This window comes from Lachnospiraceae bacterium JLR.KK008 (genome assembly GCA_037015955.1).
Taxonomy (GTDB): Bacteria; Bacillota; Clostridia; order Lachnospirales; family Lachnospiraceae; genus VSOB01.
In genome coordinates, this window is sequence record CP143548.1 from 1243423 (window position 1) to 1270245 (window position 26823).

Below are 26823 nucleotides of genomic sequence, written 5' to 3' on the forward strand. Positions count from 1 at the left end.
ACAGTACGGAGGAGGCGCCGATGGATCAGGCGGAACAGTTACGGAATATTATAAAGGCATCTTCACAGAATAACAGACCGCTCGCACGGGTCATTACTGTAACAAGTGGCAAGGGTGGTGTGGGAAAGTCAAACACCTGTATTAATCTGGCGCTTCAGTTTAAGAGTTTTGGACAGAGGGTCATTATTTTGGATGCTGATTTTGGGCTTGCAAATATTGAGATTATGTTCGGAGCGATCCCCAAAAATAATCTGAGTGATCTGATCTATGAGGGAAAGAATATCAGAGAGATCATCACCTGGGGTCCGGGGGATGTGGGATTTATTTCCGGCGGGAGTGGGATCGCAGGACTTTCCAATCTGAGCCGGGAGTATCTGATCTATATTATCCAGAATCTGGCAGAGTTAGATGCCATTGCTGATGTTATTATTATTGATACGGGGGCAGGCATTTCTGACGCAGTGCTGGAGTTTCTTGTTGCCAGCGGGGAGATTCTGGTCGTGACGACGCCTGAGCCTACTTCAATCACAGACTCATATTCCCTTTTAAAGGCGTTGAATCGGCATTCAAGATTTAAGCAGGAAGATTCAAAAATCAAGGTGATTGCCAACAGGGTGGGGAGTACTGAGGAAGGAAAAACACTGTTTCACAAATTGAACGCAGTCGTCTCCAGATATTTAAAGCTGCCGATCCAGTATTTGGGCTATGTGCCTCACGATAGTCAGCTTTCCAAGGCAGTCATGCAACAGATGCCAGTGTCTCTGTATAATCCCTCTGCAAAATCTGCGGTCGCCTATAAGGAGATCGCAGCGAAATTAATGAACAAGGAACTGAATGAAGATCTGAGAAAACGTGGGATGGCAGCATTTTTTTCTCATATCGTAAACGGAAAGAAGATGGGGTGACGGGAATATGGATATGAAAAAGATTTTAAGACCAGGAATGAAAATAGAACTGCGTCCGGACGATATGCCCAATTCTGAAGAGGAAGAGGATAGTTTTCAGCTTTATTCCAGTCAGATCAGCGATGTCAGAGAGGACGGGGAGATAGAGGCTTATATGCCGATCGAGCAGGGCAGGCTGATTCTTATATCGGTGGGTAGTCAGATGGATATGTACTGTTACACGGACAGAGGAATTTATGAATGCCGTGTCGGGGTAAAAGAGCGCTATACGAACGAGGGGCTCTATCTTCTTCTTCTGCATGTCACGAGTGATCTGAGAAAACATCAGAGGAGGGAATTTTACCGTTATGAGTGCTCTCTGCCGATGCAGGACAGGTGGATGGATGATTCGGAACAGAAGCTGATGACTGACAATGGCTGGCTTTGTGTGGATGAGGATCTGCCTATGAGTAAAAGTACGGTAATTGACATCAGTGGCGGCGGAATCCAGTTCACAGGGAAACACAGTTATGGCGTCAATGAGTTGGTCTATTGTAAGTTTGACTTTGGAAAGGAATACAGGCTGTGTGTGGAGATTATGGGGTGTGATCCGATCGCAGGCCAGCCGGGAAATTATTGTCACAGAGCAAGGTTTGTTGGGATGAGCAAACAGGAGAGAGAAGGAATTATACGTTATATTTTTACTTTGGAACGGTTGGAAATAAAGAAGAACAGAGCTGAGAAAGAGGGAGAATATGAAAAAAATTCTGGTAGTTGATGACTCTGCACTTATGAGAAGAGTCCTTTGTGATATAATTGATGGAGATAAACGATTTCAGGTAGTAGACAAAGCGACCAATGGAGTGGAAGCACTGGCGCTCCTGACAAAAAATACATATGATGCGGTTGTACTGGATGTGAATATGCCGAAGATGACCGGTCTGCAGCTTTTAAAAGAATTGCAGAAGCGTAAGATTCCGGCCAAGGTCATGATGGCAAGTACGGATACAAGAGAAGGCGCAAAGACGACGATGGACGCATTGGAGCTGGGCGCGCTTGATTTCGTACATAAGCCCAATAATGCCCTGGACTGCAAAGCGGATATTTTTCAGAGAGACTTTTTGCGGACGCTCAGTGCGATTACGGAGAGTAAGGCACCGGCTTTCGGAAAGGCGTTTAGTCTGGACAGTATCAAAAAGACGAAACAAGTCGTAGAACTGGCAAAAAAACATGCCTCTTCGATCAGGGGAAAGAAAATCGTGGCGATTGCAAGTTCCACGGGAGGACCCAAAGCACTTCAGTCTGTGATTACGAAACTGCCCAAAGGACTTAAGACACCGGTTGTCGTTGTCCAGCATATGCCGGCAGGGTTTACACAGTCGCTGGCAGAGCGGCTTGATTCGCTCAGTGAGATCGAGGTGACGGAGGCTGCCGATGGCGAGACCTTGCAGAGTGGTCATGTGTATATCGCCCGCGGAGGAAAGCATTTAAATATTGACACGAAGCCGGGCGGCAGGTATGTGATCCGTTATTCGGATGAACCGTCGCGGGAAGGTGTGAAACCCTGTGCGAATTATATGTATGAATCGTTAATGAAGAGTGACTTTGACGAAGTTGTCTGCGTTGTGATGACTGGCATGGGTGCAGATGGCACAAAGGGAATCGTGAATCTGAAAGAAGCGAAAAAAGTGCATGTACTTGCACAGGAGCAGAGTACCTGTGCGGTATATGGGATGCCAAGAAGCATTGTCCAGTCAGGCCTGGCGGATCAGATTGTTCCGCTGGAGCAGATTGCACAAGAGATTATTTTGAATGTGGGGGTAATGTAAGATGGATGTAAGCCAGTATCTTGAGATTTTCATTGATGAGACGAAAGAACATTTACAAAGCTTAAACACGCAGATATTGAATTTGGAGCAGGATTCTGAAAACGAAGATACGATCAACGAAATATTCCGTGCAGCGCATTCCTTAAAAGGAATGGCGGGTACAATGGGTTATAAGAGGATGCAGCTTCTTACCCACGACATGGAAAACGTATTTTCCGAAGTGAGAAACGGAAATATAAAAGTAAAAGCAAATATGATTGATATTCTTTTCCAGTGTCTGGATGCTCTGGAAGAATATCTGGATAATATTCAGTCTTCCGCGGACGAGGGGACCAATGACAATGAACCGTTGATTAAGGCGCTCAATCAGATTCTGGCAGGCGATGCTGCACCGGAGAAGGAAGAGGAACCGCCGACGGCCGAGAGCGAGTCCGATGAGAATGAAGAGATCGAAGAGCCGGGGGAAGACGCAAAATGGACAGGCGTGCCTTTGGATGAGACTGACAGGAACGTAATCAATAAGGCGATTGATCAGGGAAAGAAAGTATACGGAGTTACCGTTTATATTCAGGAGAACTGTATTTTAAAAGCAGCCCGTGCGTTCCTCGCGTTCAAGGCGGTGGAAGAGCTGGGGGAGATCATTGTGTCCGAACCTTCTGCGCAGGATATAGAAGATGAAAAATTTGACAGTAATTTCAGTCTGATCGTGATCTCTGACGCTTCTCTTCATGAGATTTTAGAGTCTGCTCGGAGCGTATCCGAGATTGAAAAAGTGGTGGGCGGCGTTCTGAAACTCGGTGAGGAAGCCGGTGAGCAAAAGAAAGAGAAAGAGGAAGAGCACGAGGAGAAACAGGAAGAAGAGAAAGCGGCGGAAGTGCCTGCCGTACAACATACGGAGCAGCCTGTGTCTGCACCCGTTCCTTCTGCAAAACCGGAAAAGAAACCGGCAGTAAATAAACCGGTTGTCAATCGTACCGTTCGTGTGGATATTGAGAAGCTGGATACGCTGATGAATCTGGTGAGTGAGCTGATTATCGCCAAAAACTCTCTGGTGTCGATCGGAGCCAATGGCGGAAACGATTCGGCAGACAGCACAATGTTTAATGAGCAGATCGAATACCTGGAGAGTGTCACCACAAACCTTCATGAGTCAGTGATGAAGGTGAGAATGGTTCCTATCGAGAGTGTAGTTCAGAAATTCCCGCGTATGATCCGTGACCTGCAAAAGAAGCTGGGAAAAAAGATGGAATTATACATGTCCGGCGAAGAGACAGAGCTGGATCGTACCGTAGTGGATGAGATTGGTGATCCGCTGATGCACTTGCTGAGAAATGCAGCCGATCATGGTCTTGAGAGTGCCGAAGTGCGCAGGGAAAGAGGAAAGTCGGAAGTTGGTTCCATCCATCTGGACGCATATCAGGACGGCAATAATGTCATTATCGAAGTCAGCGATGATGGCGGCGGAATTAATGTAGAAGCAGTCAAACAGAAAGCAATCGGTCGTGGCGTTATTTCGGAGGAACAGGCGGAGAGCATGAGCGACAAGGACATTGTCAATCTGTTATTCCTCCCGAGTTTTTCCACTGCGGAAAAGGTTACGGATGTATCGGGCAGGGGCGTCGGTCTGGATGTCGTGAAGTCCAAGATTGAGGCGCTCAGCGGCGAAGTGGACGTTAAGACAAAATACGGAGAGGGAAGTACATGGACGATTCGTCTCCCGCTCACACTTGCAATCATTCAGGCGCTCATGGTAGTAGTCGGAGACGAAAAATATGCTATTTCCTTAGGTTCTATCGATACGATAGAGAATATCTCCAAGGAAGACATCAAATATGTACAGGCGAAAGAAGTCATTAATCTGCGTGGTATAGTCATTCCTTTGATCCGTCTGGACGAAATGCTTGATATTCAGAAAGAAAAAACGGAAAATGAAGATATTATCGTTGTTATTGTCAGAAAGGGTGATAAGCAGGTCGGACTCGTTGTAGATGAACTGATCGGTCAGTTGGAGATCGTTATTAAGTCTCTTGGAAAATACGTCAACAAATGTAAATTTATCAGCGGTGCTACTATCCTTGGCGACGGTGAGGTGGCGTTGATCCTTGATACGAATGTAATGATTTAATGAGAACAGGTGAGGAGGACGATAGCATGGACAAATTCAATAACAATATGAACCTTGCAAATGTCGGTGACGACAGTGAAGAATATGTGACTGCTCAGGTCACACAATATATTGTCGTGAAGTTTGGGGAAGAGCAGTATGGCATCGACATTAAATATGTGGACAATATCGTACGTATGCAGCACATTACAAGAGTGCCCAAGGTAGCCAATTATCTGAAAGGTGTGATCAATCTGCGCGGCGAAGTCATTCCGGTCATGAGTGTGAGACTCAAGATGTATCTGGGAGAGGACGTGGAGACGAAGGCGACGAGAATTATCATTTTGAAGATGGAACGTGGCAATATTGGTATTCTTGTGGATGAGGTAAAGGAAGTAGTCAATCTGGAAGAAAAACAGATCGAAAAAGTTGCCTATGATGGAAAGGAGGATAAATCCAACTACTTTATCAATGGAATTGGCAAATATGAGGGCGGACTGATTTCGCTGTTGGATCTGAACGCAGTCGTGCTCGACAGAGAAATGATGTAATAAGAGTAAGGCGGGAAAGTGGAAAATGGACAAAGAGATCAATTTGGAGACGATGTCAGCGGAGTATGTTGATGTGTTGAAAGAGCTGGGGAATATAGGAGCCGGCAATGCAATGACGGCGCTGTCTCAGCTTCTGAACTGTAAGGTAGATATGAAAGTACCGCAGGTCATGCTGCTGGAGTTTAAGGACGTTGGAACTCTGATCGGTGGCGAGGAACAGATTATGGCGGGAATTTACCTTGCTGTGGAAGGGGATATAACCGGAAGCATCATGTTTCTTGTAGAAGTAGATTCTGCAAAACATCTGATCGGTAAGTTAATGGGGATGGAAATATCGGGGGATGAATTTGGCGAGATGGAGATGTCTGCTTTGATGGAGGTAGGAAATATCATTACCGGAGCGTATCTGAATTCTCTTGCTACAGTCACAAATCTTAAAATCTTTCCATCAGTGCCGGCAATCAGCATTGATATGGCAGGAGCGATATTGAGTGTGCCGGCAATTCAGTTTGGAACGATGGGCGATAATATATTGCTAATACAGTCTCAGTTTATGGATGAGATAGAATTGAACGGTTATTTCATTATGGTTCCGGATATTGATTCTTATGCAAAAATATTGTCATCGTTAGGATTAGCATAAAATAAAATCATTGGGAAGAAGTTTGAAAAATGAGTGAAATTATCAAAGTAGGTATGGCCGATTTAAAAGTGTGCAAAAGCCCCAATGCGGTGACGACATTAGGACTCGGGTCCTGTGTGGGAATTGCCGTGCGTGATCCGGTTACGAAAGTCGGAGGGCTGGCGCATATCATGCTGCCGGACAGTACATCGATACGAAATAATTCTAACATTCCCAAGTTTGCAGATACCGGCATTGAGGAGCTGGTAAGGCAGATCGTGTCGGCAGGCGCCAACCGTAACCGGTTGGTCGCCAAGATTGCCGGCGGGGCGCAGATGTTCAGCTTTCAGCAAAAGGCAGATATGGTACGTGTCGGAGACCGAAATGTGGAAGCAGTAAAAAAGAAACTGCAACAAATGAAAATTCCGATTCTTGCATCAGATACCGGAAAAAATTACGGAAGAACTGTTATTTTTTACCCGGAAACAGGTGATTTTGTGATCAGGCGTGTAGGAAAAGGTGACAGTGTCATCTAGTTGAGGAAAGAAATGAACACGAAACAAATACCACTTATCGTGATGCTGTTGGCGGGAGCCGTAACAAGCATCAGTACGAAACTTATGCACTATGAGCTGGAAACATCATTATGGATATTACTTGCAGTTTTGCTTGTGTCATATATCGCGGGATGTGTGATCAAGAGGACGATAGATTCCTTTGAGGCGGCGGTAGCGGAGAGCGAAACGCAGCAGGAGGACGATGGAAGTGTCTCCGAAGAAGGAGAAGTGATTGAAAAGGATCTGTCGGAAGAGGCTGTGGAAACTGAGGATGCACAGGAGTGACAGGCGCGGAGACGGCGGTCAGATGTGCAGGGGTATAAAAAAGCGAAGGGGAATTAAAATCGGAGGGATTTATGGACGAAACGGCCAGAAAAAAAATGTGGGCCGAATATGCGCGGACCAAGCGGCCAGACATCAGGGAGAAGATCATTTTGGAGTATGCGCCCCTGGTCAAAGTGGTGGCTGGCAGGCTCAGCATGTATCTTGGATATAATGTGGAATATGAAGATCTGGTCAGTTATGGAATTTTCGGACTGATTGATGCTATCGATAAATTTGATTCTCTGAAAGAAGTGAAGTTTGAGACGTATGCAAGTTTGCGTATCCGTGGAGCAATTTTGGACCAGATACGCAAGATGGACTGGATTCCCAGAACAATACGGCAGAAGCAGAAAAAGATAGATGCCGTAATGCGGGAGATCGAGACACAGACAGGCCGACCGGCAACGGATGAGGAGATTGCCAAATCGCTGGGGATCAGTGATCTGGAGTATGTTGAGTGGCAATCGCAGATGAAGATAACAGGCATTGTCTCTCTGAACGAATATTTGGAACAGGGGAGTGATATTCCCAATGATAAAAATGTGTCCAGATATTTTGACAGTCCGGAGAAAGCGATGGAGCAGAGTGAATTGGCGCAGGTGCTCAAAGATTCTCTGACTCTCCTGACGGAGAAAGAGAGGCGGGTCATTGAACTTTATTATTATGAGGAGCTGACGTTGAAAGAGATCAGTCATATACTGGAAGTGACAGAGTCGAGAATATCTCAGTTACATACGAAAGCGTTACAGAAGATGAAAACAAAAATGGGACATTATATGGGAATTTTAACTGATTAAGCAGACAATCAAAGAGCAGGCGGGGTGGCATTATGAATGGATATTTTCAGATAGTGAATGAAGAAACCGAAACTAGTATTATGCTGTATCCCGCCGTAGACGGCGGTGAAGAACTGGATATGAAAGAAGTGGCAAGTTATTTGAATCAATGCGAGATTTCCTATGATTTGCAGTCTTTGTCCGCTGCAGCAAAAAATATGGGTAAGAGTCCTGTGAAAGTTGCGCTCTGCAGTCAAAAAGGCAGGCCGAGACAGGAGAGAATGAAAGTACGGATCTCGCGTGATACAATGTCAGTAACTGCGAGGTTTTATGCGCCTTCTAATGACGGTACAGTCTTAGGAAAGGAAGACATCATTATAGATCTGAAACTTCAGGGTGTTGTTTACGGCGTTTGCGAAGATGTCTTGGATGACTTTGTGAAGAACCGAGAATATTGTAAAGACCTGACAATCGCGCTTGGCAAGGAAAAAGTGCGGGGACAGGACGCCAGAGTGGAATATCAGTTTAATACCGATACAAAGGCCAGACCAACGCTTCAGGAAGATGGCAGTGTAGACTTTTTTCATCTGAATACGGTCAATAATTGTCATAAAGGGGATGTGCTTGCAAGACTGATTCCGGCAGTGCCTGCGGAATCAGGTGTGAATGTGTTCGGCGAGGTGCTCCCGGGCGGAGATGCAAAGAGTGCTTTTTTGCGCTATGGAAAGAATGTAGAGCTTTCTGAGGATGGCGATGAGATTATTGCTCTCGTGGACGGTCATGTGATGCTGGACGAGGGAAGGGTCTCTGTCTCCGATGTACTACAGTTGAAGAATGTGGATCACTCCACAGGCAATGTCGATTATTATGGCGGAGTTCATATTACCGGCAGAGTATGTGAAAATTTTACGGTTAAGTCAGGCGGTACTGTGATTGTGGAAGGGGTCGTGGAAGGCGCTGTCATAGAGGCCGGTGGCGATGTAATCATTGCCAGAGGCATGAACGGAATGGGAAAAGGGAAGATTAAAGCAGGCGGCAACGTCATCGCCAAATTTTTTGAAAACGCAGAAGTGACAGCAGACGGCTATGTCGACAGTGATTCTATTCTGCACAGTACGGTTAAGGCAAAAGATGCGGTACATGTGGGAGGAAAACGGGGATTTATTACCGGCGGACGCATTTGTGCGGCCAATGGTGTCGATGTAAAGAATCTTGGTTCCAATATGGGAGCGGATACAACGGTGGAGATCGGGGCGGACCCTTCTCTGAAAAACCGAGTGCAGGATTTGCAGAATTTATTGATGGAAGGTGATAAACTGATCAGACAGACACGCCCTATTTTAGATTCTGCAACAAAAAAGATTAAAAGCGGTGCTGCTGTCTCCGATGAACAGCTGAGTTATGTCAGGGAGCTGTATCTTCTCTATAAAATGAAAAAAAGGGAAATAAAGAGTCTGGAGAAGGAGCTGGATAAACTCCAGAAAATACTGGAAAACAGTAAACATGCCGCTGTTATCGTCAGAGGTGATGTGTATGCAGGCACAAGGATTGTAGTCGGTGATGTGTCTATGATGATCAAAGGAAAGCAAAGTTACTGTAGGTTTGTCAGAGAACATGGTGATGTCAAAATGAAAGCGTTGTGACGGGCAGAAACGGGGTGCGGATATGGCAATAGGGCCGGTTGAAATGAATGGCGTAATATCAAGAACGCAGGATTACTCTACGATCAAACAGAATGAGGATAATAGGGGGATTATCAACCAGCAGAATTTTCAAAATAAGTTCGAGAAAGAGCTTGATATAAAACACAATCAAGTCGTGCAGAAAGATGATCTGAGAAAACAGGACAGAAAATTTGACGCCAGAGAAAAAGGGGATAATGAATACCAGGGAGATGGCGGCAGACGGAAGAAAAAAGAAGAAAATCCAAACGGAAAGGTAGTTGTGAAAGGGCGGGCGTCCTTTGACATGAAGATATAGACTATGGAAACGATTGAAATGATACTGCTTGGCTTGGGAGTTATCGTGTTTATATTGAGCTTTATACTTCCCGAGAGAAAACAAAAACTACATGAGGCGGACAGAAAACTGGGTGAGGAGCTGCTCAGGGAACTTTTGGAAGAGCAGATGAAGGATGTGAAGGTAAAGGTTTCCGAAGTAGTAGAGGAAGTGATCACACAGGCGACGGAAAAAGTGGAACGCTCCATGGAACGAATCGCGAATGAGAAGATCATGGCGATCAATGAATATTCAGATACCGTGTTGGAATCGATCCATAAAAATAATGAAGAGGTTGTTTTCCTGTATGATATGTTGAACGATAAGCATAAAAATCTGAAAGAGATCGCCGCCGAAGTGGACAAGAGGATAAAGGCAGTCAGAGAGTCGGTACAGGAATCTGCAAGAGAAATTGAGGAATCGGCAGCCCGTACGGTACAGGAATCTGCGAAGACGCTGGAGGAATCGGCAGCCCGTGCAGCGCAGGAGTCTGTGAGAGCAGTAGAGGCGTCGGCGGCCAGGGCAACACAGGAGTCTGTGAGAGCGGTGGAGGCTTCAGCGGCGAGAGCAGCGCAGGAGTCGTCCAAGGCAGTGGAGGAATCTGCCCGTGCGGCCTGGGAGTCTGCGAAAGCAGCCTTGCAGCAGGTAAAGGATGCGGAAGAGACGCGGATCAGACAGAAGAAAGATGCCGAGAGACAGGCAGAAAAACAAGTAGAAAAGCAGACAGAAAAAACAGCACATCCGGCGATCATGGTCGAAGAGAAACGGGAGGAGAAACTAAAGAAGGAAGAGAAAAAACCGGAGCTTTCTTCTTTTGCTCCTTTTTCATCGCTACCTGTCGTGGAATCTGTGCCATATGATGTGATGCAGAAAGAAACGGAGCCCGTCAAAGAAGAAAAGCCAAAAAAGAAGACGGCAGCCAGAAAGCCTGCCAAGCCAGTGCCGGTGAACAGGGAAACGATTCCGGTACCGGGCGAACTGCCTGAAGTAAAACTTTCTTTTGCCAATGCCGGAGATGACGGAAAAAACAATAATGAAAAGATTTTAGAATTGCACAAGGCGGGCAAGTCAAATATGGCGATCGCCAGAGAGCTTGGACTTGGCATCGGGGAAGTGAAGTTGGTGATCGGTTTATTTAAAGGGGTTTAGTCTGATATGAGATTAAAATGTTATTTACGGGGACTTGGCATTGGCGTTGTGGTGACTGCGATCATCATGAACCTTTTTGTCAGTAGAAAACCGGCTTCCATGACAGATGCAGAGGTCATAGCCAGGGCAAAAGAACTGGGGATGGTGGACGGCGTATTGACAGAGCTTTCCGAGACCGGGGAAGAAGTATCACCGGAGTCAGAAGACGGAAGTGAGGAAGCTGCCGGGGAGCATGTGTCGGAAGAAGAGGACGACGAAGATGAGGAGGATGGTCCGCAAGAGACGGACAGTAAGATACAGACTCCCGATGAAGAGCAGCCGGATGCAGAAAATGTCTTACCGGAGACAGACGGAGAGGCGGAAGAAGGGCAGCCGGAAGAGCCGCTGGAAGATGAAAACAAACCTGTGCCGTCCGAAACGGTAGCGACAACGATCGTGTCGGTATATCCCGGGGAAGGTTCTCATACAGTCAGCAGAAAGCTGGCCAATCTTGGTTTGGTAGAGTCAGCGGATATTTTTGATGATTTCCTCTGCCAGAATGGGTATGACAAGAAATTGTGTGCGGGAAATTATGAGATTCCCGAAGGGGCTACCGCACATGAAATCGCCAAAGCTCTGACGGGGGAATGACAGCCATTATAATGTGATTTACAGGGAATCCTCTTGCAGGATTCCTTTTTATGTGGTATAATCTGCATGTTGCAAAAAAACACGTGTGTGGATCTGTCACCGGTGCTTCATTGACGCGGAAGTGGCTGACAGAGTAGAAATGCACGGAAGAAAGATAACCAATGGAGGTAGAAAAATGAGCGTTATTTCAATGAAACAGTTGTTAGAGGCAGGTGTTCACTTCGGACATCAGACGAGAAGATGGAATCCTAAAATGGCTCCCTATATTTTTACGGAGAGAAATGGAATTCATATCATTGATTTGCAGAAATCCGTAGGGAAGGTAGACGAGGCCTACAGAGCAGTGGCAGATATTGCGTCTCAGGGTGGTACGATTCTTTTTGTAGGAACAAAGAAGCAGGCACAGGATGCAGTAAAAGCGGAAGCGGAACGCTGCGGAATGTTTTATGTAAATGAGAGATGGCTGGGTGGAATGCTCACCAACTTTAAGACAATCAGAAGCAGAATCGAGCGTCTGAAAGCGATCGAGACAATGTCTGAGGATGGTACCTTTGATGTACTTCCGAAGAAAGAAGTTATTAAACTGAAAAAAGAATGGGAAAAACTGGAAAAGAACCTTGGCGGTATTAAAAATATGGCAAGAATCCCGGATGCGATTTTTGTTGTTGATCCGAAAAAGGAGAGAATCTGTGTGCAGGAAGCACATACATTGGGTATTACTCTAATCGGCATCGGTGATACGAACTGTGATCCGGAAGAACTGGATTACATCATCCCTGGAAATGACGATGCGATCAGAGCAGTCAAATTGATCGTGTCTAAAATGGCGGATGCTGTTGTCGAGGTAAATCAGGGCGAAGCGGCAGAAGCGGAAGAAAACGTTGGCGAGACAGAGGAGACTGTAGCTGAATAAGCGGGTTTCAACTGATTAAAATAGAAGAAATGGAGGAACAGACTCATGGCTATTACAGCAACAATGGTAAAAGAATTGCGTGAGATGACCGGTGCAGGCATGATGGACTGCAAAAAGGCATTGACGGAGACAAATGGCGACATGGATGCCGCTGTAGAATTTTTGAGAAAGAACGGACAGGCTAAAGCGGAGAAGAAAGCAAGCAGAATTGCGGCAGAGGGCCTGTGCAAAGTAATAGTAAAAGATGATACGACAGCAGCGGTTGTGGAAGTAAATTCCGAGACAGATTTTGTGGCAAAGAATGCTGATTTCCAGAACTTTGTAGCGGCAGTTGCCGAGCAGGCAGTGAATTCTGATGCTGCAGACATGGATGCTTTTCTGGCAGAAGCATGGAACCAGGACAGCCAGAAGACAGTAAAAGAGGCACTCGTAGACAAAGTAGCCGTTATCGGTGAGAATTTAAATATCAGAAGATATGAGAAAGTTGTGGCAGAGCATGGCTGTGTTGTCTCCTATACACATGGCGGCGGAAGAATTGGCGTTATCGTGGAAGCTGATACTGATGTGGTGAATGATGCTGTGAAAGAGGCATTGACGAACCTTGCAATGCAGATCGCTGCGCTGAATCCCAAGTATGTGTCCAGGGATGAAGTGAGCGCAGAGTATATTGCTCATGAAAAAGAGATTCTTCTGGCACAGATTCAGAATGATCCGAAGGAGTCTCAGAAGCCGGAAAAAGTAATCAACGGCATGATCGAAGGCCGTATCAGCAAGGAATTAAAAGAGATCTGTCTCGTAGATCAGATCTATGTAAAGGCAGAAGATGGAAAGCAGACAGTTGCCAAATATATCGATCAGGTAGCGAAAGAGACAGGCGCAAAGCTGTCCGTCAAGAGATTTGTCCGTTTTGAGACAGGTGAAGGACTTGAGAAGAAAGAAGAGAACTTTGCGGAAGAAGTTGCAAAACAGATGAAATAATTGTCGTATTTTGTCGACGCATTGATAATTAAAATAGAAGTTCTTGTAAACGGTGTAGTAGCACTGTTTACAGGAGCTTTTTACATTTCAAGGAAATATAAGTGGTAGAATACGGAGAAAAGATATGTTAGAATAGAAAAAATGAAAACCTACTTATGCTTTGGAGAAGTGAGTATGGACAAGGGAGAAGTTATTAAAAAAACTAATATTGAGAAAACGCATGTGCCAGATAAAGTTTATGCGTTTATGATTCAATCGCATCATATGTTATATGAATTGTTGAATTGTAAAGATGGAGACAGTGTGAGTGTTGAAGTATTTGATGATGTAGGGGTAGAACATGAAGACGGAAGCAAGGATGCTATTCAATTAAAAAGTGCCCTTTCTAATAGAAATCCGGTATCTAATAAGGCGGCTGATTTATGGAAAACAATGTATAATTGGTTGATTTCTGTAGAAGCTGGTGTATTTGGTCCAGGAAAAGTAAAATTTATTTTATTCCTTAATGTCAATAAGCAAGGAACTATCGTTAATGGATTTCATTTAGCAGAAAGATATGATGAGGCGGTTTTGGCATGGAAGAATGCAAGAAGGGAGTTTTATGATGAAAAAGGGATACTTAAAGAAATTGGAGAAGAGTATAAGAAATATATTGAATATTTTTTCGCTCAAGACAGGATGGAAATGGCTTGCAAAATAATTCAAAATTTTGAATTAAAAAAGTGTATTGATAATTATACGATAACTGTAAGGAAAGAATTTGATAAATCTGGTATTCCGGCAGATATTATTGAACCTATTTATATGGGAATTATCGGTTGGATAGATTTAAATGTAACAAATATGGTTGAAAATAATGAAGCAATAATTATTCCATTTGAGAATTATCAGGTACAATTAAGAGCGCTTTATAGAGATTATAATCAAAAACATAGTCTTATGCCTCATTCAGTGAAACCGAGTAAGCTTGAAATTCAAAATGAATTACAACAGCAGAGAACATATATAACACAGTTGGAGATTATTGATTGTGATTACACAGAAAAGATTGAGGCGATAAATGATTTTATACGAGCATCGATAGATAGAACGATTTGGGCAGATAATGGAGATATAAGTTTTTTGAGTATGCAATCGTATGAAGAAAAACTAAAACGTTCATGGAATTTGGAACGGAAAATTATTATGATTGAAAAGAAGAATGAATTACCAGAAGAACAGGGAAAATTGATTTATTATAAATGTCAAAGGAATCAAATTGAAATGCCATCAGTCAGTGTACCAGATTTTTTTCAAAATGGTTGTTACCATTTGCTGGCGGATGGGCTGGAAGTCGGTTGGCATCCACAATATTTGGAGAAGATTAAAGAGGTGAAAAGTTAGCATGAGTAAACTGACGAAAGAGTTTTATAATGTTCAAAATCCGGCATTAGGGGCGTACTTGTTAGCTCGTTTTTCACTAGGTTATTTGGAGGAAAATCAAAATATGCCACCAATGCCATTGTTATTTGTTGTATTGCCTATGATTTATAAAAAGGACGTCGTTGCTTTTATATCATCAACACAGAAATCATCAAGTTTGCATTTTTTTGCGGATAAATTTACTGAGAAACAAAACAGTAATAATGATTTGATTATTCAAATACAAGGTTTGAGCCAGCAATATAAAATGATGACATTAGAAGCGCTTCGTATATCTATAATCGGAGAGTTAATATCTATTCAAGATAAGGTATACATATTACCGTTAAGAGATAATATTAATGACTTTAAGCCAAAGACAAAGGATATAAAAAAAATGGGAAATGCTGCTGAAAAATTTGGTATATGGTGTTCAAGACTTTCACTAGTGGAAATTTCTCAAATTTTAAAAGTGAGGTTTTAAAAGTGTATTTTCAAATTGAAAAAATAATACTGTGGTCTAAAAAGATACAATATGCATTTAAAACAGTTGATTTTGAGATTGAAAAGGTAAATATAATAACAGGAGCTTCCAGAACAGGAAAATCTGCGATCATTCCTATTATTGATTATTGTTTAGGAGATGGGAATTGTCAAATACCGGTTAATACAATACGTGATGCATGTTCATGGTTTGGCGTATTGGTAAAATTGGAGAGTAAACGTATTTTATTAGCAAGAAGAGAACCAGGTCAACAAAAGTCTACAGACGATATGATGTTGCTGGAGGGTCAGAAAATTGTAATTCCAGAAATACCAGCTAAAAATACGACACGTAAGAATGTTCGTAGACATTTAGACGAGATAGCAAGAGTTTCATTCTTAGAGATAGAACAGGAAGAACTAAATGGGTTTACTGATAGACCTTCATTTCGGGATATGATGGCGTTTTGTTATCAATCCCAAAACATAGTTGCTAATGCCAATGCTTTATTTTATAAAGCAGATACAATGGAGCATAGAACAAAACTTATAAATATTTTCCCATATGTTTTGGGAGCGGTAACGCCTGAAATTTTAGCCAAAAGGCAGGAGTTAAGTGATTTAGAGAAAAAATTAAAACGCAAAGAGCGTGAATTAGAAAAAATGCAAGAGGTATCTGATAGATGGCATATTGAAATAGGTGGTTGGATTAATGTTGCAAAAGAATATGGATTAATTGAAGCAGAACTTTCAGTAGATTCTTTAAGTTTCGGAGATAAGCTGGCTTTATTAAAAGAAATTTCTAAAAAAAATAATACGGATGTTTATATATTAGGGAAGAATATTAAAAATTCATCAAAACAAATAGTTGAGTTGCGGAAACGAGAAAATGAAATATCATTAAAATTATCAAAGTATAAGAGCCGATATTTGGAAATGACGCAATTTGTTGAAAGTATAGAAGATTATCGAAAAACACTTACTATACAGATTGATAGATTGAATATATCAAAATGGTTTGAAGAACTGACAAAAAAGAATAAGATTTGTCCGTTTTGTGGAAGTAAACATAATGTTGATGAAAAAATGAAAGAGTTAGTTAGTAGCTTGGAGGCACTTGAATATGAAACTGAAGAAATTGCAGAAATTCCTGTAGCTTTTGAAAGAGAATACTCTCTTGTACAAGAAAAAATTTCAGAATTAACTGAAAATCTTAATTCTATTCAAAAGTCTATAAAAATACAAAATAATAAAAAAGATGAAACATACAACCAAAAATATACGCTGGAAAGTATGTTACGTTTTTTGGGAAAGGTTGAATATGCTGAGGAAGCATATAGAGCCATGGCATTTGATGGTGAACTGCAAGAGGAAATTGTACGATTGAAGGGAAGAATTTCTGATTTGCAGAAAGAAATTAATGAATCTGTAATACAAAAGAAATTTAAAGCAGCTTTGAAAAATATTGAATTAAAGGTAATGAAATTATTACCTATGTTGGATACAGAAAGGCCAGAAGATAATGTTGAGATAGATTATAAAAATCTTACGATTACGGTTACCGGGAAAACTGGGCGTAAAGATTATTTGTGGGAAATAGGGAGTGGTTCCAATTGGTTATCATACCACATTTCTGTATCATTGGCATTTCAAATGTTTTTTGCGGAACAGAATTATTCTACGGTGCCACAATTTATTGTATATGATCAGCCTAGTCAAGTATATTTTCCCCAAAAACTGGCACAAAAGGAAAATGAAAAGGAGAAAGATCCACAACTTGAAGATGAGGATGTATTAGCTGTTAGAAAAATATTTGAAGCAATGTCGAGTGCTTTGGAAAAGACAAATCCACATATACAAATTATAGTGTTAGAACATGCTTCGGAATCTGCATGGAGTGAAATTAAAAATATAAATTTAGTGGAAGAGTGGAGGGGAGATAATAATAAATTAATACCCAAAGAATGGCTAGATGAAAATTAGCTTTTATATAAAAGGCCGTTTTGGATAGATGATATTATGACATAATGTGTAAAAATGATATAGATTTTGGCTATTAGTTTTTGTAAAATTAAGGATAAGAACGTGAGAAATAGGATTATATAAATATGAAGGAAAGGATATGTTAAAGCTAGAAATAAAACTTTATGAAAGTAAAATAAGTAAAGAGCAAAAATATAGCGTTTCTAGTGTATATTATGCATTGGAGGAAACTTTTAACAGTTATCACTAGAGGAAAAATAGTGAGCCTGATGGCACAATTGTATTTTATGGAAGTGGAAACCCTAGAGATTATGGGACATTTGGTTGTATTATCACATCTTTAAAAGAGAAATCGTGGTTTAGGGATTATGTAATTAAATGGATTTGGTACAATAGCGATGATGGTGAAAATAAAAATGACTTTGCTGTTGAGGATGTTCTGTATTATTATACAAAGAGAATGAGTGTGGCGTAATGAAGGGGAGGGAGGCAAAACACTTCAAGGTACTTTATTTCGATTTATGTGTAAAGGATTTGGAAAAATACTATTCTGCAACTAATCCAAGGGAATCTTATCGGAAGATACATGATTATTGGCTTCGACGACAGTTTTCACATGAACAGTATTCGGGTTATCATTCGCAATATAAAACAACAGATTTGGTATATGAAATAAATAAAGAATTTCCGTGGCTAGGACATTGCCTAAGTCATTTTGAAGTAACATTTAGTGCAGTTGTTCGATGAACCGTTTCAAGAACCGAAAAAGGTGTGAACATATTTATTGATATTATAAATGGTTAGAAATTGGGGGGGATGCAGTTGAAAAGGTATAGATATAGGGTAGTTAAAAATTACTGAAAAGCCAGTAAAATACATAGTTCCGGGGATATATGGTTGTAACATGAAAAAGGGAAAGTTCGCAAAACAGATGAATCAATAGAAATTTTTCAATATTAGACGAATATAGATAAAAATGAAGACCCTTGTAGATGGTGTGGAAATGCCATTTACAGGGGTTTTTAATGTTTTATGTTGAATTTTCATTTCTTGACACTGTCACGATATACCGTTATAATCAATAAAAAAAGAATCCCTGAAATGGAGAATAGAGAAATGGAATTGATGAATTTGTTAAAGGAAAAGCAGCTTTCTGTTTATCAGTGTGCGAAAGAAAGCCATGTACCATACACTACATTATCAGATATTGTAAAAGGGAAAACTAAGATTGAAAAATGTACCGCAGAAACAATATATAAATTAGCGAGGACGCTCCATTTGACAATGGAAGAACTTTTAACAGAATGTTTTAAAGAAGATGAAAATGCCCCAATTTAAAAGATTTTGAAATATATAAAAGTAATATCTGCCATTTAGTGAAAGATAAGGGGGATAAGGACTTTATTATTGATATTTTAAAAGAAAATCAAATAAGGACTTATTGGGAACGATAATGGTATCGGGAAAGTTTTTATCTTTTGGCTATGGTAGATTACTTAAGCAGGGAAAATGGACTCCCACTGTGCAATGATTATAAGGATATAAGGAATTGTACGTTGTCAGAGCCATTATATCCAAGGGATGTTGTTCTTGCTGCAAAACTGGATCCTTCGCTTGATGTGAAAGAACAGTGCTTGAAGGAAGCGATTCCTGAGTTTATGAGATTTAATATTATGGAAAGCGAGATCAGGAATGTCTGTTGAAAAAGGTTTTACAAAGGAAAATTTGGATTATTACTTGAAAGAATTGGCAAAAGAATTCCGAAAAAGGAATGGAAGAAATACGCCAGCAGAAATTATATTAGTTGGTGGTGCGGCAATTCTTGCCAATTATGGATTTCGTTAAATGACGTACGATATTGATGCAGTCATAACTGCATCATCAGCTATGAAAGAAGCAATTAATACATTAGGTGACCGTTTGGATTTGCCAAATGGCTGGCTGAATGCAGATTTTAAGAATACGAGTTCTTATAATCCTAAATTATCGCACTACTTTAAGTATTACCGTACCTATTCTAATGTGTTGAATATCAGGACAATCAGTGCAGAATATCTTGTTGCCATGAAATTAATGTCCGGAAGACGCTATAAGAAAGATTTGTCTGATACTAATGGTATATTGATTGAACAAAAAAGGATGGGAGAGCCTTTAAGTTATCAGCAAATTGATTGCGCAGTAAAAAATTTGTATGGTGGATGGGATCATATTTCCGAATATGCAGTACAGGTTTTGGAAGCGGCTTTAGATTCAGAAAATTTAAGGGAATTGTTTATGGAACAGGAACATGAAGAAGCATTATCAATACAGGCAGTGCTTCAAGTTCAAAAATATGAAGAGGGAAAAGTGAAGGAAAGTAATATGGATGAGATTATTCAAAAAGCTTTAAGGAAGAAAAGAAATAATAGAGAAGGAAAATAATATATGTGTATTGAAAAACTAAATATTCTTTAGAACAGAAAAAAGCCAACTTTATTTTTCGGTGCAGGATTTACTCTAGGTGAGAAAAGTAAAAATATGGAAATATGCTTTCAGCAGATGAATTGGTAAAACGTTTGCATGAGTATTGTCTTGCTAAACGTAAACTATCAAATGAATTACAATATGATATTTTATATACAAAAGAATATATGAAGGATCAAAATTAAAAAAATTGTGCAACCTATTAAGAGAGGAAGGTTCTGAAAGGCTAGAATTACAAGATAATGATTTGTAGGATGTGTTTGCAAACTATTCGGTAGAAGATGATGATTTTCATTTCTATTTGACAAAGTATGAGTGGAACAAAATTTATACTTTGAATATTGATGATTTGTTTGAATACGTTTTTGTTAAAAGAAACATTGAGTTAAATGTTTGAATAATGACCATGATGATAGAGGGAATGATAAAAGTAGGACAACGCTAGTAAAGTTATATGGCTGTGTGAACAATCATTCTTTGTGCGGATAAAGATGCACTGGCAACAGAATATGCGTTAGGTGGTTTGTCAAGCGACATTTTTGTTTCAAAATATGCGTATTACATACCGGATAAGGAGTAGTTGCTTGCAGAGGTTGAAAAAGTAATTAATCAGTGAAAGAGGACAAGGATTGCTAGGTACTTAGTTGCTCAATAAGTATGAAAAACAAAATAATATATTTTTGAGGGCATTTGCCAGGAGAAACCGTATTTAGCAGATTGAGAGTCAAAGTAACGGATATACGGTTTACTCAACAGCAAGTTCTGGAACGGTATAAAAGTACATATGATAATAAGCCAAACCAAAGAGATAATAAATATAGATATGGAAATTCGGCTTGGTATAAAATATATAACAAATAAAGAGACAATAAGATGGTATATGTATCTAATAGGGATTATTTAGTTTGCAGAGACATAACCAGCTCAACAATTGTTATTATAGTGTTATATTTTGTTTTTTCGGTAGCGTTGCAATTAGTTCCTTTCAAAATAGAATGTGTTATATATTTGATGATCATGTTTCTTGTGACGAATATTGCCACTAGAACGAAAGGAGAGAGAATGGTTAACAATGTAATTATATGTGATCTTCAAGCTAAGAATGAAAATCAGGAGTAATCTATCAGCTGTAAATTCACGTGTTAATTTACTTGCTATTTATCTGTGGATTGCATATAATAAATGCAAAGGAGATGATGACTATGCCAAATATTAAGCCAATATCAGATTTGCGAAATTATACAGAAGTATTAAAAGAAGTAAAAACAAACCAACCAGTGTATCTGACTCGGAATGGTCGGGGAGCATACGCTATTGTGGATGTTGACGAATTGGATCGATTAAAAGCAACTATTCAGCTTTTGACAAAACTGGAAGAAGGAGAGCAGTCTGCTAGAGAAAAGGGGTGGTTAACAGCGGATGAAGTAGAGGCTGCGTTGGGATTGTGAAATGCCGAAATTGATTTATACACCAAAAGCGTTGGATGATCTACAGGGAATAAAGGCTTATGTTGCCAAGCAGTTTGGCGAGAGCAAGGCAAAATCCTGTGCCAAGGAGATTACATCAACTGTCAAACAGTTAGAATTGTTTCCGGGAGAAGGTCCTTGCTTAGAGGATCTGATAGAATATCCAACAGATTACCATTATTTGGTTATAAAGCCTAATTATATTTTTTACAGGGTTGAGAGTGATACCGTAAGGGTTATCCGTATTCTAAATGAAAAACAGGATTTTTTACAGTTGCTATTCGGAATTAGCAGTATATCTGAAGAAGGAGAAGATTGCTGGGGTGAATAGGGGATTATGTAGATGAAGGAAGATTTAGTAAAGCTTATAGAAGATACAGAGCAGATAAAGACAAAATTTCACAGCACGGGTGGACGAGGACTGCCTGTTCACAACGTAATATATGATAATGCGGACTTTACTTTGTGGAAACGAGAAGTGCAATTAGAGTTGCAGGAAATATATGACAGGACAAGTGATCAGTTTATATGGGATATTTTGGTACTAATTAAACAAGGTTTTAATAGTTGGAAAGATGAAAAATCCTTTAATGAATTACAAGGGGGATTACGGGCGATTTATAAAAATATAGACAAATATTATCCAAATAGTATTCAGAATTCGGTATTATTGGAGGAAAGCCAAATGGCAGTTAAAAAGCCAAAGATATTCATTAGTCATGCAACAAAAGATAAGGACTATGTATCCATATTGGTTAATTTGTTGGAGGACATGGGACTAAGGGAGAGTCAAATATTCTGTTCGTCAGCCTCTGGATATGGTATTCCGCTTGATGAGGACATTTATGAGTATTTGAAAAAGCAGTTTGATGAATTTGACTTACATATTATTCTTGTTTTATCCAATAACTATTATGAAAGCGTTGCCAGCATGAATGAAATGGGAGCAGCATGGGTATTGCAAAAGAAGTATACGACAATCTTACTTCCGGGTTTTGAATTTATGGAGATAAAAGGTGCTATCAATCCGCGAAAAATAGGTCTTAAATTAGACAATGACTTGAATGATGTCAAAGAGAAACTGGGTCAGCTTAAGGATATGGTTATTGAAGAATTTGGCTTAGAAAAGATAAGAGATGTACGCTGGGAGCAAAAAAGAGATCAGTTTATTACCGGAATAATGGAAATATGTAAAGAGCAGTCTTTGAGTGAAGAAGCATTGCAGATGCTTCAGGCTGCATGTGATACATTGGACGGGACAATTATTAAGACGTCGGATTTAAGTGGTGAGTATATTCAAGTGAGAAATAAAGATTTTATAACATCACAGAATAGAAGAGAGATATTAAGATGGACGAATGGATTGGATGAATTGGTAAAAAGAGGCTTCGTTGAAGTAAAAGGTGATAAAGGAGAAATTTTTACTGTTTCCAAAAACGGATATGATTATGTTGAACAATTGAAATAGTGGTGCAGCAGGGACAAAGATGCCCCTGCTGTTTTGAGTTAAATATTCTGCTTAATAATCCGCGAAATCAACCCTACTGCCACATTCCGGTCTGCGTCAACCCGCGTCACCACAAAGCTGACTTCATCCTTCTTTCCGGGGAGGCGGTTATCGTAGCAGCTATGGGCGACTGCATTGACACCGATGTGGAGGCGGACGAAAACAGTGCCTTTATGGATGTCCGTGACGGTCCAGAAGGCTGGCTCTGTCCGTTTATAACTATTCATAAATCTCATGTCAGTTTTTAGGGGTTACACAAAACTTGAAACAGTCTCTTTTGCAATATTCTCTTCTGAATCGTTATTCAGTGTTGGAAATTTGTAATGTATCATTTTCCAGTTCAACGATCACTTCCAGATATTGTTTTTCCTCATTCGAAGGTCTTCCCCAGCTCATGGAGCTGGTATTTTGTGTAAAATTATTATGATATTGCAAATTATACAGAGTGATTGGCCGACCGCATACTTCGTTTTGGTCATTCAAAATATCTTCCGTTTTAGAATCAAAAGAAAGAGATTTTCCGGCTTCGGTTTCTAAGATAATATAGGTATACCTGCCGTCAGATTTTACTGACAGTGAAATATTGTCCTTCTTCACAGAGTAACTAATGCCGGTATAAAGCATGATTGCACTAAATAATACTACGAATACAAGACATACAGCAGCCACTATTTTAAAAATTCTTTTGGCGATTTTCTTTTTGACCGCCGTTATTACATTTATGTCATTGTTTCTCTGAGGAGTTTCTGACTTACCAATTTGCCCGCCCGACTTCAAATGTTCAAATTCTGCGGCACAATCGGTACAATTTTCCAGATGTTCCCCTACAAATACCGCTGTATCTTCGTTTACCATAGTTTCAAGGTATAATGGCAACACATCACGAACAATATTACATTCTCTTTTCATTATTGATCTCCTCCAGTCTGCTTTGTATCATTTTTCTTGCCCGATGGTATGTAACACAGGCCCAATTATCTGTCTTGTCATATAGATTGCCTATTTCTTTAAAGGATAGTTCTCCAAACACGCGCCACATAAAAATTTCCTTGTAAGGGTCAGGAATTGTATGTAAAATTTTTCTTATTCGCTGAGCTTCGTCCTGTATTACAATCTGTTCATCTATAAGAGCATTTGGGGATCGTATACTCTGCAATTCTGTTTCGCTGGCACTTGCAATTTTGTTTCTTTTTTTCGGGTATGAAAAGTATGTATTTTTCGCAATTTGGCAAATCCATACACGCATATCACATTCGCCACGAAAATCCCCAATGGATTTCAGTACCTTTAAAAATGTTTCACTTGTGATTTCCTCCGCAACATGTTCATTACCGGAAAGTTTTCGGATATAGAGGTATACCGATTTAAAATAAGTGTTGTATATCTGTTCAAATTCCATTACACTACCACCTCTTTTCATTTATAAGGTTCCGGAAACATAGAAATCATACAAGGTTTTAGAAAAAATTTAAACCTGTCAGCAGATTTTTATTGATGTAAATAGCTTTAGCCTGCCTTTAGGCAGATGTGGTAAACTGTTTTCAGTAAGGGAGGTGAAAGGATGAAACTTCTGATTGCGGAAGATGATCCCAGATTATTAAAAACACTGGTTCATATTTTTGAGAGCAATCGATTTGTTGTGGATGGTGTGTCCAATGGTACAGATGCGCTCGCCTATGCTGTGGCCGGGGAATATGATGGTCTGATACTGGATATTATGATGCCGGGTTCTGACGGTATACAAGTGTTACAGGAGCTGCGCAGGCAGAAGATCACAACACCGGTACTTTTTCTGACTGCCCGAACCGAAGTGGAGCAGCGTGTGGAGGGACTGGATGCCGGAGCGGACGATTATCTGCCCAAGCCGTTTGTGGTCTCCGAGCTGCTGGCGAGGACTAGGGCAATGCTGAGGCGGAAAGACAATTATTGCCCGGATCTGCTGATGCTTGGCGACGTTATTCTGAACCGGTCCACATATCAGTTAAGCTATAAAGATAATATACAGACATTAAGCGGCAGGGAGTTTCAGATTATGGAAATGCTGATGCAAAAACCGCAGATGATTGTTCCGACTGAGCAGCTTATGTCGCATGTCTGGGGATGGGACAGTGATGTGGACACCAGTGTGGTGTGGGTTCACATATCCAATCTGCGAAAAAAGTTTGGTGCGCTTCATGCACCGCTGGAAATCCGTTTTGTACGCAGTGCTGGATATATTCTGGAGGAAAAAGAATGATCTACAGTTTACGCAGGAAATTCATATTGATCTGTACCGTTTCGATCTGTACCGTACTGCTGGCTATCTTTGCGATTATGTGCGTGATGAATCAAATACAGCTCAATCATACAATGGATACGCTGGCAGATGTGATCGTTTCCAATGAGGGTGTATTCCCGAAAAAGGATGAGTCGGGACATCCGTTTCCACCGGGAGGCAGACCGCACAGGGATATTATCACAAGGGAGACTCCCTTTAGTACCCGTTTTTTTACCGTATGGCTTGGAACGGAGAATCAAATCGAAAAGGTAAATGTGGATTCTATTTTTAATATCTCGGAAGAGCAGTTGCAGGAATATGTGGAAAAGGCATTGGAAAAGGGTCAGAAAAGAGGATGGGTATCTGATTATCGTTTCTGCACATTCCAGTCGGAAAATAAAACGGCAGTCGTTTTTGTGAACGGTGAAATGAATCTGATGATGTCAAAGCGTTTCCTGACGAGTGCGTCTTTGGTTCTGGCGGGAAGCGGTATTGCTATCCTTGGATTAATTATCCTTATTTCAAGAAAAGCAGTCTATCCTGTTGCGGAGAGCTATCAAAAGCAGCGACAGTTTATCACGGATGCAAATCATGAATTAAAAACGCCTCTGACGCTCATATTGTCGAATTTGGACATTGTGGAAGCGGAATTTGGAAAGAATGGTTGGCTTGATGATATGAGAAGCGAAGGCGAGAGAATGAGAACACTGATCAACCAGCTGGTTACGTTATCAAGAATGGATGAAGACCAGGTAAACCTTTGCCTTTGGTCTTTTAATCTGAGCGATGCGGCATTGGACACTGTATCGGAATTTCAGCCTTTGGCAGCCGGGAGCAAAAAAGAACTGACTGCTGATATAAGACCGTCTGTCAGCTACTATGGCGATGAGGGGCTGATCCGTCGGCTTCTAGCGGTTCTCTTAGACAATGCAGTGAAATATTGTGACGAAGGCGGCAGCATAAGTGTTGCAGTGTACAGAAAACGCCATCCGGTTATAGTCGTGGAAAATACCTGTCAGCATGTGGATCGTCTGGAGCTTGACCGCTTGTTTGACCGCTTTTATCGTGCAGACAAATCACGGCCTTATGATGGAAGTTTTGGGGTGGGACTGTCTATCGCCAGAGCGATTGCAAGGAACCATCATGGAGATATTACCGCATATAAAAAGGATCAGCTGATCGGATTTAAGGCAGAGCTGAAATAGAATCTGATCATGCTTTGAAAGGAGCAGTGGAAGATGACGAAAAACGATACTTATCGGCATGAACTGAAATATCGGATTGGCCCTGCGGATTACTTTGCCATTCGTCAGAGGCTGCGTCCGGTTATGAAACCGGATGAACATGCCGGAGCAGACGGACAATATGTGATCCGCAGTATTTATTTTGACAATATGGACGATAAGGTGCTGCGGGAGAAAATAAATGGTATTTCTAAAAGAGAAAAGTTCCGTATTCGTTATTATAATGACGATTTTTCCTTCCTTATGTTGGAGAAAAAGGTGAAATGGAACAGTCTGTGCCTGAAAGTCGGTGTGAGATTGACGGAAGATGAATGCAGGAGAATCCTGTCCGGAAATACCGGGTGGATGAAAGAGCACTCTTTCGGGCTTGTGCGGGAGTTATATTGCAAAATGAACAGTCAGCAGCTCCGTCCCAGAGTTCTGGTCTCCTATGTCCGGGAACCATATGTATATACTGCCGGAAATGTCCGGGTCACCTTCGATTCCTGCATCAGGAGCACTCTTTTTCACAGAGATTTTTTGGAACAGACGGTCAGAGACATCAGTGTGGCGGACAATCCGGGGGAAATGACTCTGGAAGTGAAGTTTGATGCTTTTTTGCCGGAAGTGATCCGGATGCTTTTGCAGACAGGCGGGATACGGCAGCAGGCATATTCGAAATACGGCGCCTGTCGCAGATTCGGCTGACAACATGAATCAGGAGG

At 40.9% G+C, this 26823-nt stretch carries 31 protein-coding genes; 28 read left to right on the top strand and 3 right to left on the bottom strand.

Features of this window, described 5'->3' with window-relative positions; translation table 11 throughout:
* Nucleotides 1–20 precede the first annotated feature (20 nt).
* The 25 genes from V1224_06210 to V1224_06330 all read left to right on the top strand — a co-directional run bounded on the left by V1224_06210 (nucleotide 21) and on the right by V1224_06330 (nucleotide 22579).
* Entirely contained in the window at nucleotides 21–905 is an 885-nt protein-coding gene (locus tag V1224_06210; GenBank protein ID WWR17020.1) for a MinD/ParA family protein, read from the top strand.
* Nucleotides 906–912: 7 nt separating this feature from the next.
* Nucleotides 913–1662: a flagellar brake protein gene (locus V1224_06215; protein WWR17021.1), complete on the top strand. Its 750-nt coding sequence runs from the start codon at nucleotides 913–915 to the stop codon at nucleotides 1660–1662.
* Nucleotides 1640–2713: a chemotaxis-specific protein-glutamate methyltransferase CheB gene (cheB, locus tag V1224_06220; protein WWR17022.1), complete on the top strand. Its 1074-nt coding sequence runs from the start codon at nucleotides 1640–1642 to the stop codon at nucleotides 2711–2713. Before V1224_06215 ends, cheB begins: the two co-directional genes overlap by 23 nt.
* A 1-nt stretch (nucleotide 2714) precedes the next feature.
* Nucleotides 2715–4838, top strand: coding sequence for a chemotaxis protein CheA (locus tag V1224_06225; protein WWR17023.1), 2124 nt, complete (start codon nucleotides 2715–2717; stop codon nucleotides 4836–4838).
* A gap of 47 nt (nucleotides 4839–4885) precedes the next feature.
* Nucleotides 4886–5368, top strand: coding sequence for a chemotaxis protein CheW (locus tag V1224_06230; GenBank protein ID WWR17432.1), 483 nt, complete (start codon nucleotides 4886–4888; stop codon nucleotides 5366–5368).
* Between the two features lie 25 nt (nucleotides 5369–5393).
* Entirely contained in the window at nucleotides 5394–6011 is a 618-nt protein-coding gene (locus V1224_06235; protein ID WWR17024.1) for a chemotaxis protein CheC, read from the top strand.
* A gap of 29 nt (nucleotides 6012–6040) precedes the next feature.
* Nucleotides 6041–6526 (top strand): chemotaxis protein CheD, encoded by a 486-nt coding sequence (locus V1224_06240; protein WWR17025.1) that lies wholly within the window; start codon nucleotides 6041–6043, stop codon nucleotides 6524–6526.
* A 12-nt stretch (nucleotides 6527–6538) separates the two neighbouring features.
* Nucleotides 6539–6832 (top strand): hypothetical protein, encoded by a 294-nt coding sequence (locus tag V1224_06245; protein ID WWR17026.1) that lies wholly within the window; start codon nucleotides 6539–6541, stop codon nucleotides 6830–6832.
* A gap of 71 nt (nucleotides 6833–6903) precedes the next feature.
* Nucleotides 6904–7668, top strand: coding sequence for a FliA/WhiG family RNA polymerase sigma factor (locus tag V1224_06250; GenBank protein ID WWR17027.1), 765 nt, complete (start codon nucleotides 6904–6906; stop codon nucleotides 7666–7668).
* A 32-nt stretch (nucleotides 7669–7700) separates the two neighbouring features.
* Entirely contained in the window at nucleotides 7701–9290 is a 1590-nt protein-coding gene (locus V1224_06255; GenBank protein WWR17028.1) for a FapA family protein, read from the top strand.
* 22 nt (nucleotides 9291–9312) lie between these two features.
* On the top strand, nucleotides 9313–9627 hold the full coding sequence (locus tag V1224_06260; protein WWR17029.1) for a hypothetical protein: 315 nt from the start codon (nucleotides 9313–9315) through the stop codon (nucleotides 9625–9627).
* A gap of 3 nt (nucleotides 9628–9630) precedes the next feature.
* Entirely contained in the window at nucleotides 9631–10794 is a 1164-nt protein-coding gene (locus V1224_06265) for a DUF6115 domain-containing protein (protein WWR17030.1), read from the top strand.
* Between the two features lie 6 nt (nucleotides 10795–10800).
* Complete coding sequence (locus tag V1224_06270; protein ID WWR17031.1) at nucleotides 10801–11424, top strand: hypothetical protein; 624 nt, start codon at nucleotides 10801–10803, stop codon at nucleotides 11422–11424.
* 175 nt (nucleotides 11425–11599) lie between these two features.
* On the top strand, nucleotides 11600–12337 hold the full coding sequence (rpsB, locus tag V1224_06275) for a 30S ribosomal protein S2 (protein ID WWR17032.1): 738 nt from the start codon (nucleotides 11600–11602) through the stop codon (nucleotides 12335–12337).
* 45 nt (nucleotides 12338–12382) lie between these two features.
* Entirely contained in the window at nucleotides 12383–13315 is a 933-nt protein-coding gene (gene tsf / locus V1224_06280) for a translation elongation factor Ts (GenBank protein ID WWR17033.1), read from the top strand.
* Between the two features lie 174 nt (nucleotides 13316–13489).
* A complete protein-coding gene (locus V1224_06285; GenBank protein WWR17034.1) occupies nucleotides 13490–14698 on the top strand; it encodes an ABC-three component system protein in 1209 nt (402 codons plus the stop codon).
* A gap of 1 nt (nucleotide 14699) precedes the next feature.
* Complete coding sequence (locus V1224_06290; protein WWR17035.1) at nucleotides 14700–15200, top strand: three component ABC system middle component; 501 nt, start codon at nucleotides 14700–14702, stop codon at nucleotides 15198–15200.
* 2 nt (nucleotides 15201–15202) lie between these two features.
* Nucleotides 15203–17182 (top strand): DUF3732 domain-containing protein, encoded by a 1980-nt coding sequence (locus V1224_06295; protein ID WWR17036.1) that lies wholly within the window; start codon nucleotides 15203–15205, stop codon nucleotides 17180–17182.
* 1116 nt (nucleotides 17183–18298) lie between these two features.
* Nucleotides 18299–18520, top strand: coding sequence for a helix-turn-helix transcriptional regulator (locus V1224_06300; protein ID WWR17037.1), 222 nt, complete (start codon nucleotides 18299–18301; stop codon nucleotides 18518–18520).
* 146 nt (nucleotides 18521–18666) lie between these two features.
* A complete protein-coding gene (locus V1224_06305; protein WWR17038.1) occupies nucleotides 18667–18885 on the top strand; it encodes a hypothetical protein in 219 nt (72 codons plus the stop codon).
* Nucleotides 18875–19027, top strand: coding sequence for a hypothetical protein (locus V1224_06310; GenBank protein WWR17039.1), 153 nt, complete (start codon nucleotides 18875–18877; stop codon nucleotides 19025–19027). Before V1224_06305 ends, V1224_06310 begins: the two co-directional genes overlap by 11 nt.
* A 42-nt stretch (nucleotides 19028–19069) precedes the next feature.
* Nucleotides 19070–19603, top strand: coding sequence for a hypothetical protein (locus tag V1224_06315; protein ID WWR17040.1), 534 nt, complete (start codon nucleotides 19070–19072; stop codon nucleotides 19601–19603).
* 1244 nt (nucleotides 19604–20847) lie between these two features.
* A complete protein-coding gene (locus V1224_06320) occupies nucleotides 20848–21093 on the top strand; it encodes a type II toxin-antitoxin system prevent-host-death family antitoxin (protein WWR17041.1) in 246 nt (81 codons plus the stop codon).
* A 1-nt stretch (nucleotide 21094) separates the two neighbouring features.
* Nucleotides 21095–21442: a type II toxin-antitoxin system RelE/ParE family toxin gene (locus tag V1224_06325; GenBank protein ID WWR17042.1), complete on the top strand. Its 348-nt coding sequence runs from the start codon at nucleotides 21095–21097 to the stop codon at nucleotides 21440–21442.
* A gap of 12 nt (nucleotides 21443–21454) precedes the next feature.
* The gene (locus V1224_06330) at nucleotides 21455–22579 is read left to right on the top strand and encodes a toll/interleukin-1 receptor domain-containing protein (GenBank protein WWR17043.1); all 1125 of its coding nucleotides are present in this window, start codon (nucleotides 21455–21457) and stop codon (nucleotides 22577–22579) included.
* Between the two features lie 38 nt (nucleotides 22580–22617).
* Here V1224_06330 and V1224_06335 read toward each other — a convergent pair whose 3' ends face one another.
* From V1224_06335 to V1224_06345, 3 genes are all read right to left on the bottom strand, one after another.
* Nucleotides 22618–22845, bottom strand: coding sequence for a hypothetical protein (locus tag V1224_06335; protein WWR17044.1), 228 nt, complete (start codon nucleotides 22843–22845; stop codon nucleotides 22618–22620).
* A gap of 73 nt (nucleotides 22846–22918) precedes the next feature.
* The gene (locus V1224_06340) at nucleotides 22919–23527 is read right to left on the bottom strand and encodes a zf-HC2 domain-containing protein (protein ID WWR17045.1); all 609 of its coding nucleotides are present in this window, start codon (nucleotides 23525–23527) and stop codon (nucleotides 22919–22921) included.
* Nucleotides 23511–24017, bottom strand: a complete 507-nt coding sequence (locus V1224_06345) for a sigma-70 family RNA polymerase sigma factor (protein ID WWR17046.1) — start codon at nucleotides 24015–24017, stop codon at nucleotides 23511–23513. Before V1224_06345 ends, V1224_06340 begins: the two co-directional genes overlap by 17 nt.
* A gap of 162 nt (nucleotides 24018–24179) precedes the next feature.
* On the opposite strand from V1224_06345, the gene V1224_06350 reads away from it, so the two are divergent.
* Genes V1224_06350 through V1224_06360 form a run of 3 tightly spaced genes read left to right on the top strand, consistent with a single transcriptional unit; the run spans nucleotide 24180 to nucleotide 26806 of the window.
* Nucleotides 24180–24854 (top strand): response regulator transcription factor, encoded by a 675-nt coding sequence (locus tag V1224_06350; GenBank protein WWR17047.1) that lies wholly within the window; start codon nucleotides 24180–24182, stop codon nucleotides 24852–24854.
* Nucleotides 24851–26080, top strand: a complete 1230-nt coding sequence (locus V1224_06355) for a HAMP domain-containing sensor histidine kinase (GenBank protein WWR17048.1) — start codon at nucleotides 24851–24853, stop codon at nucleotides 26078–26080. Before V1224_06350 ends, V1224_06355 begins: the two co-directional genes overlap by 4 nt.
* A gap of 33 nt (nucleotides 26081–26113) precedes the next feature.
* Nucleotides 26114–26806 (top strand): polyphosphate polymerase domain-containing protein, encoded by a 693-nt coding sequence (locus tag V1224_06360; GenBank protein WWR17049.1) that lies wholly within the window; start codon nucleotides 26114–26116, stop codon nucleotides 26804–26806.
* Nucleotides 26807–26823 lie beyond the last annotated feature (17 nt).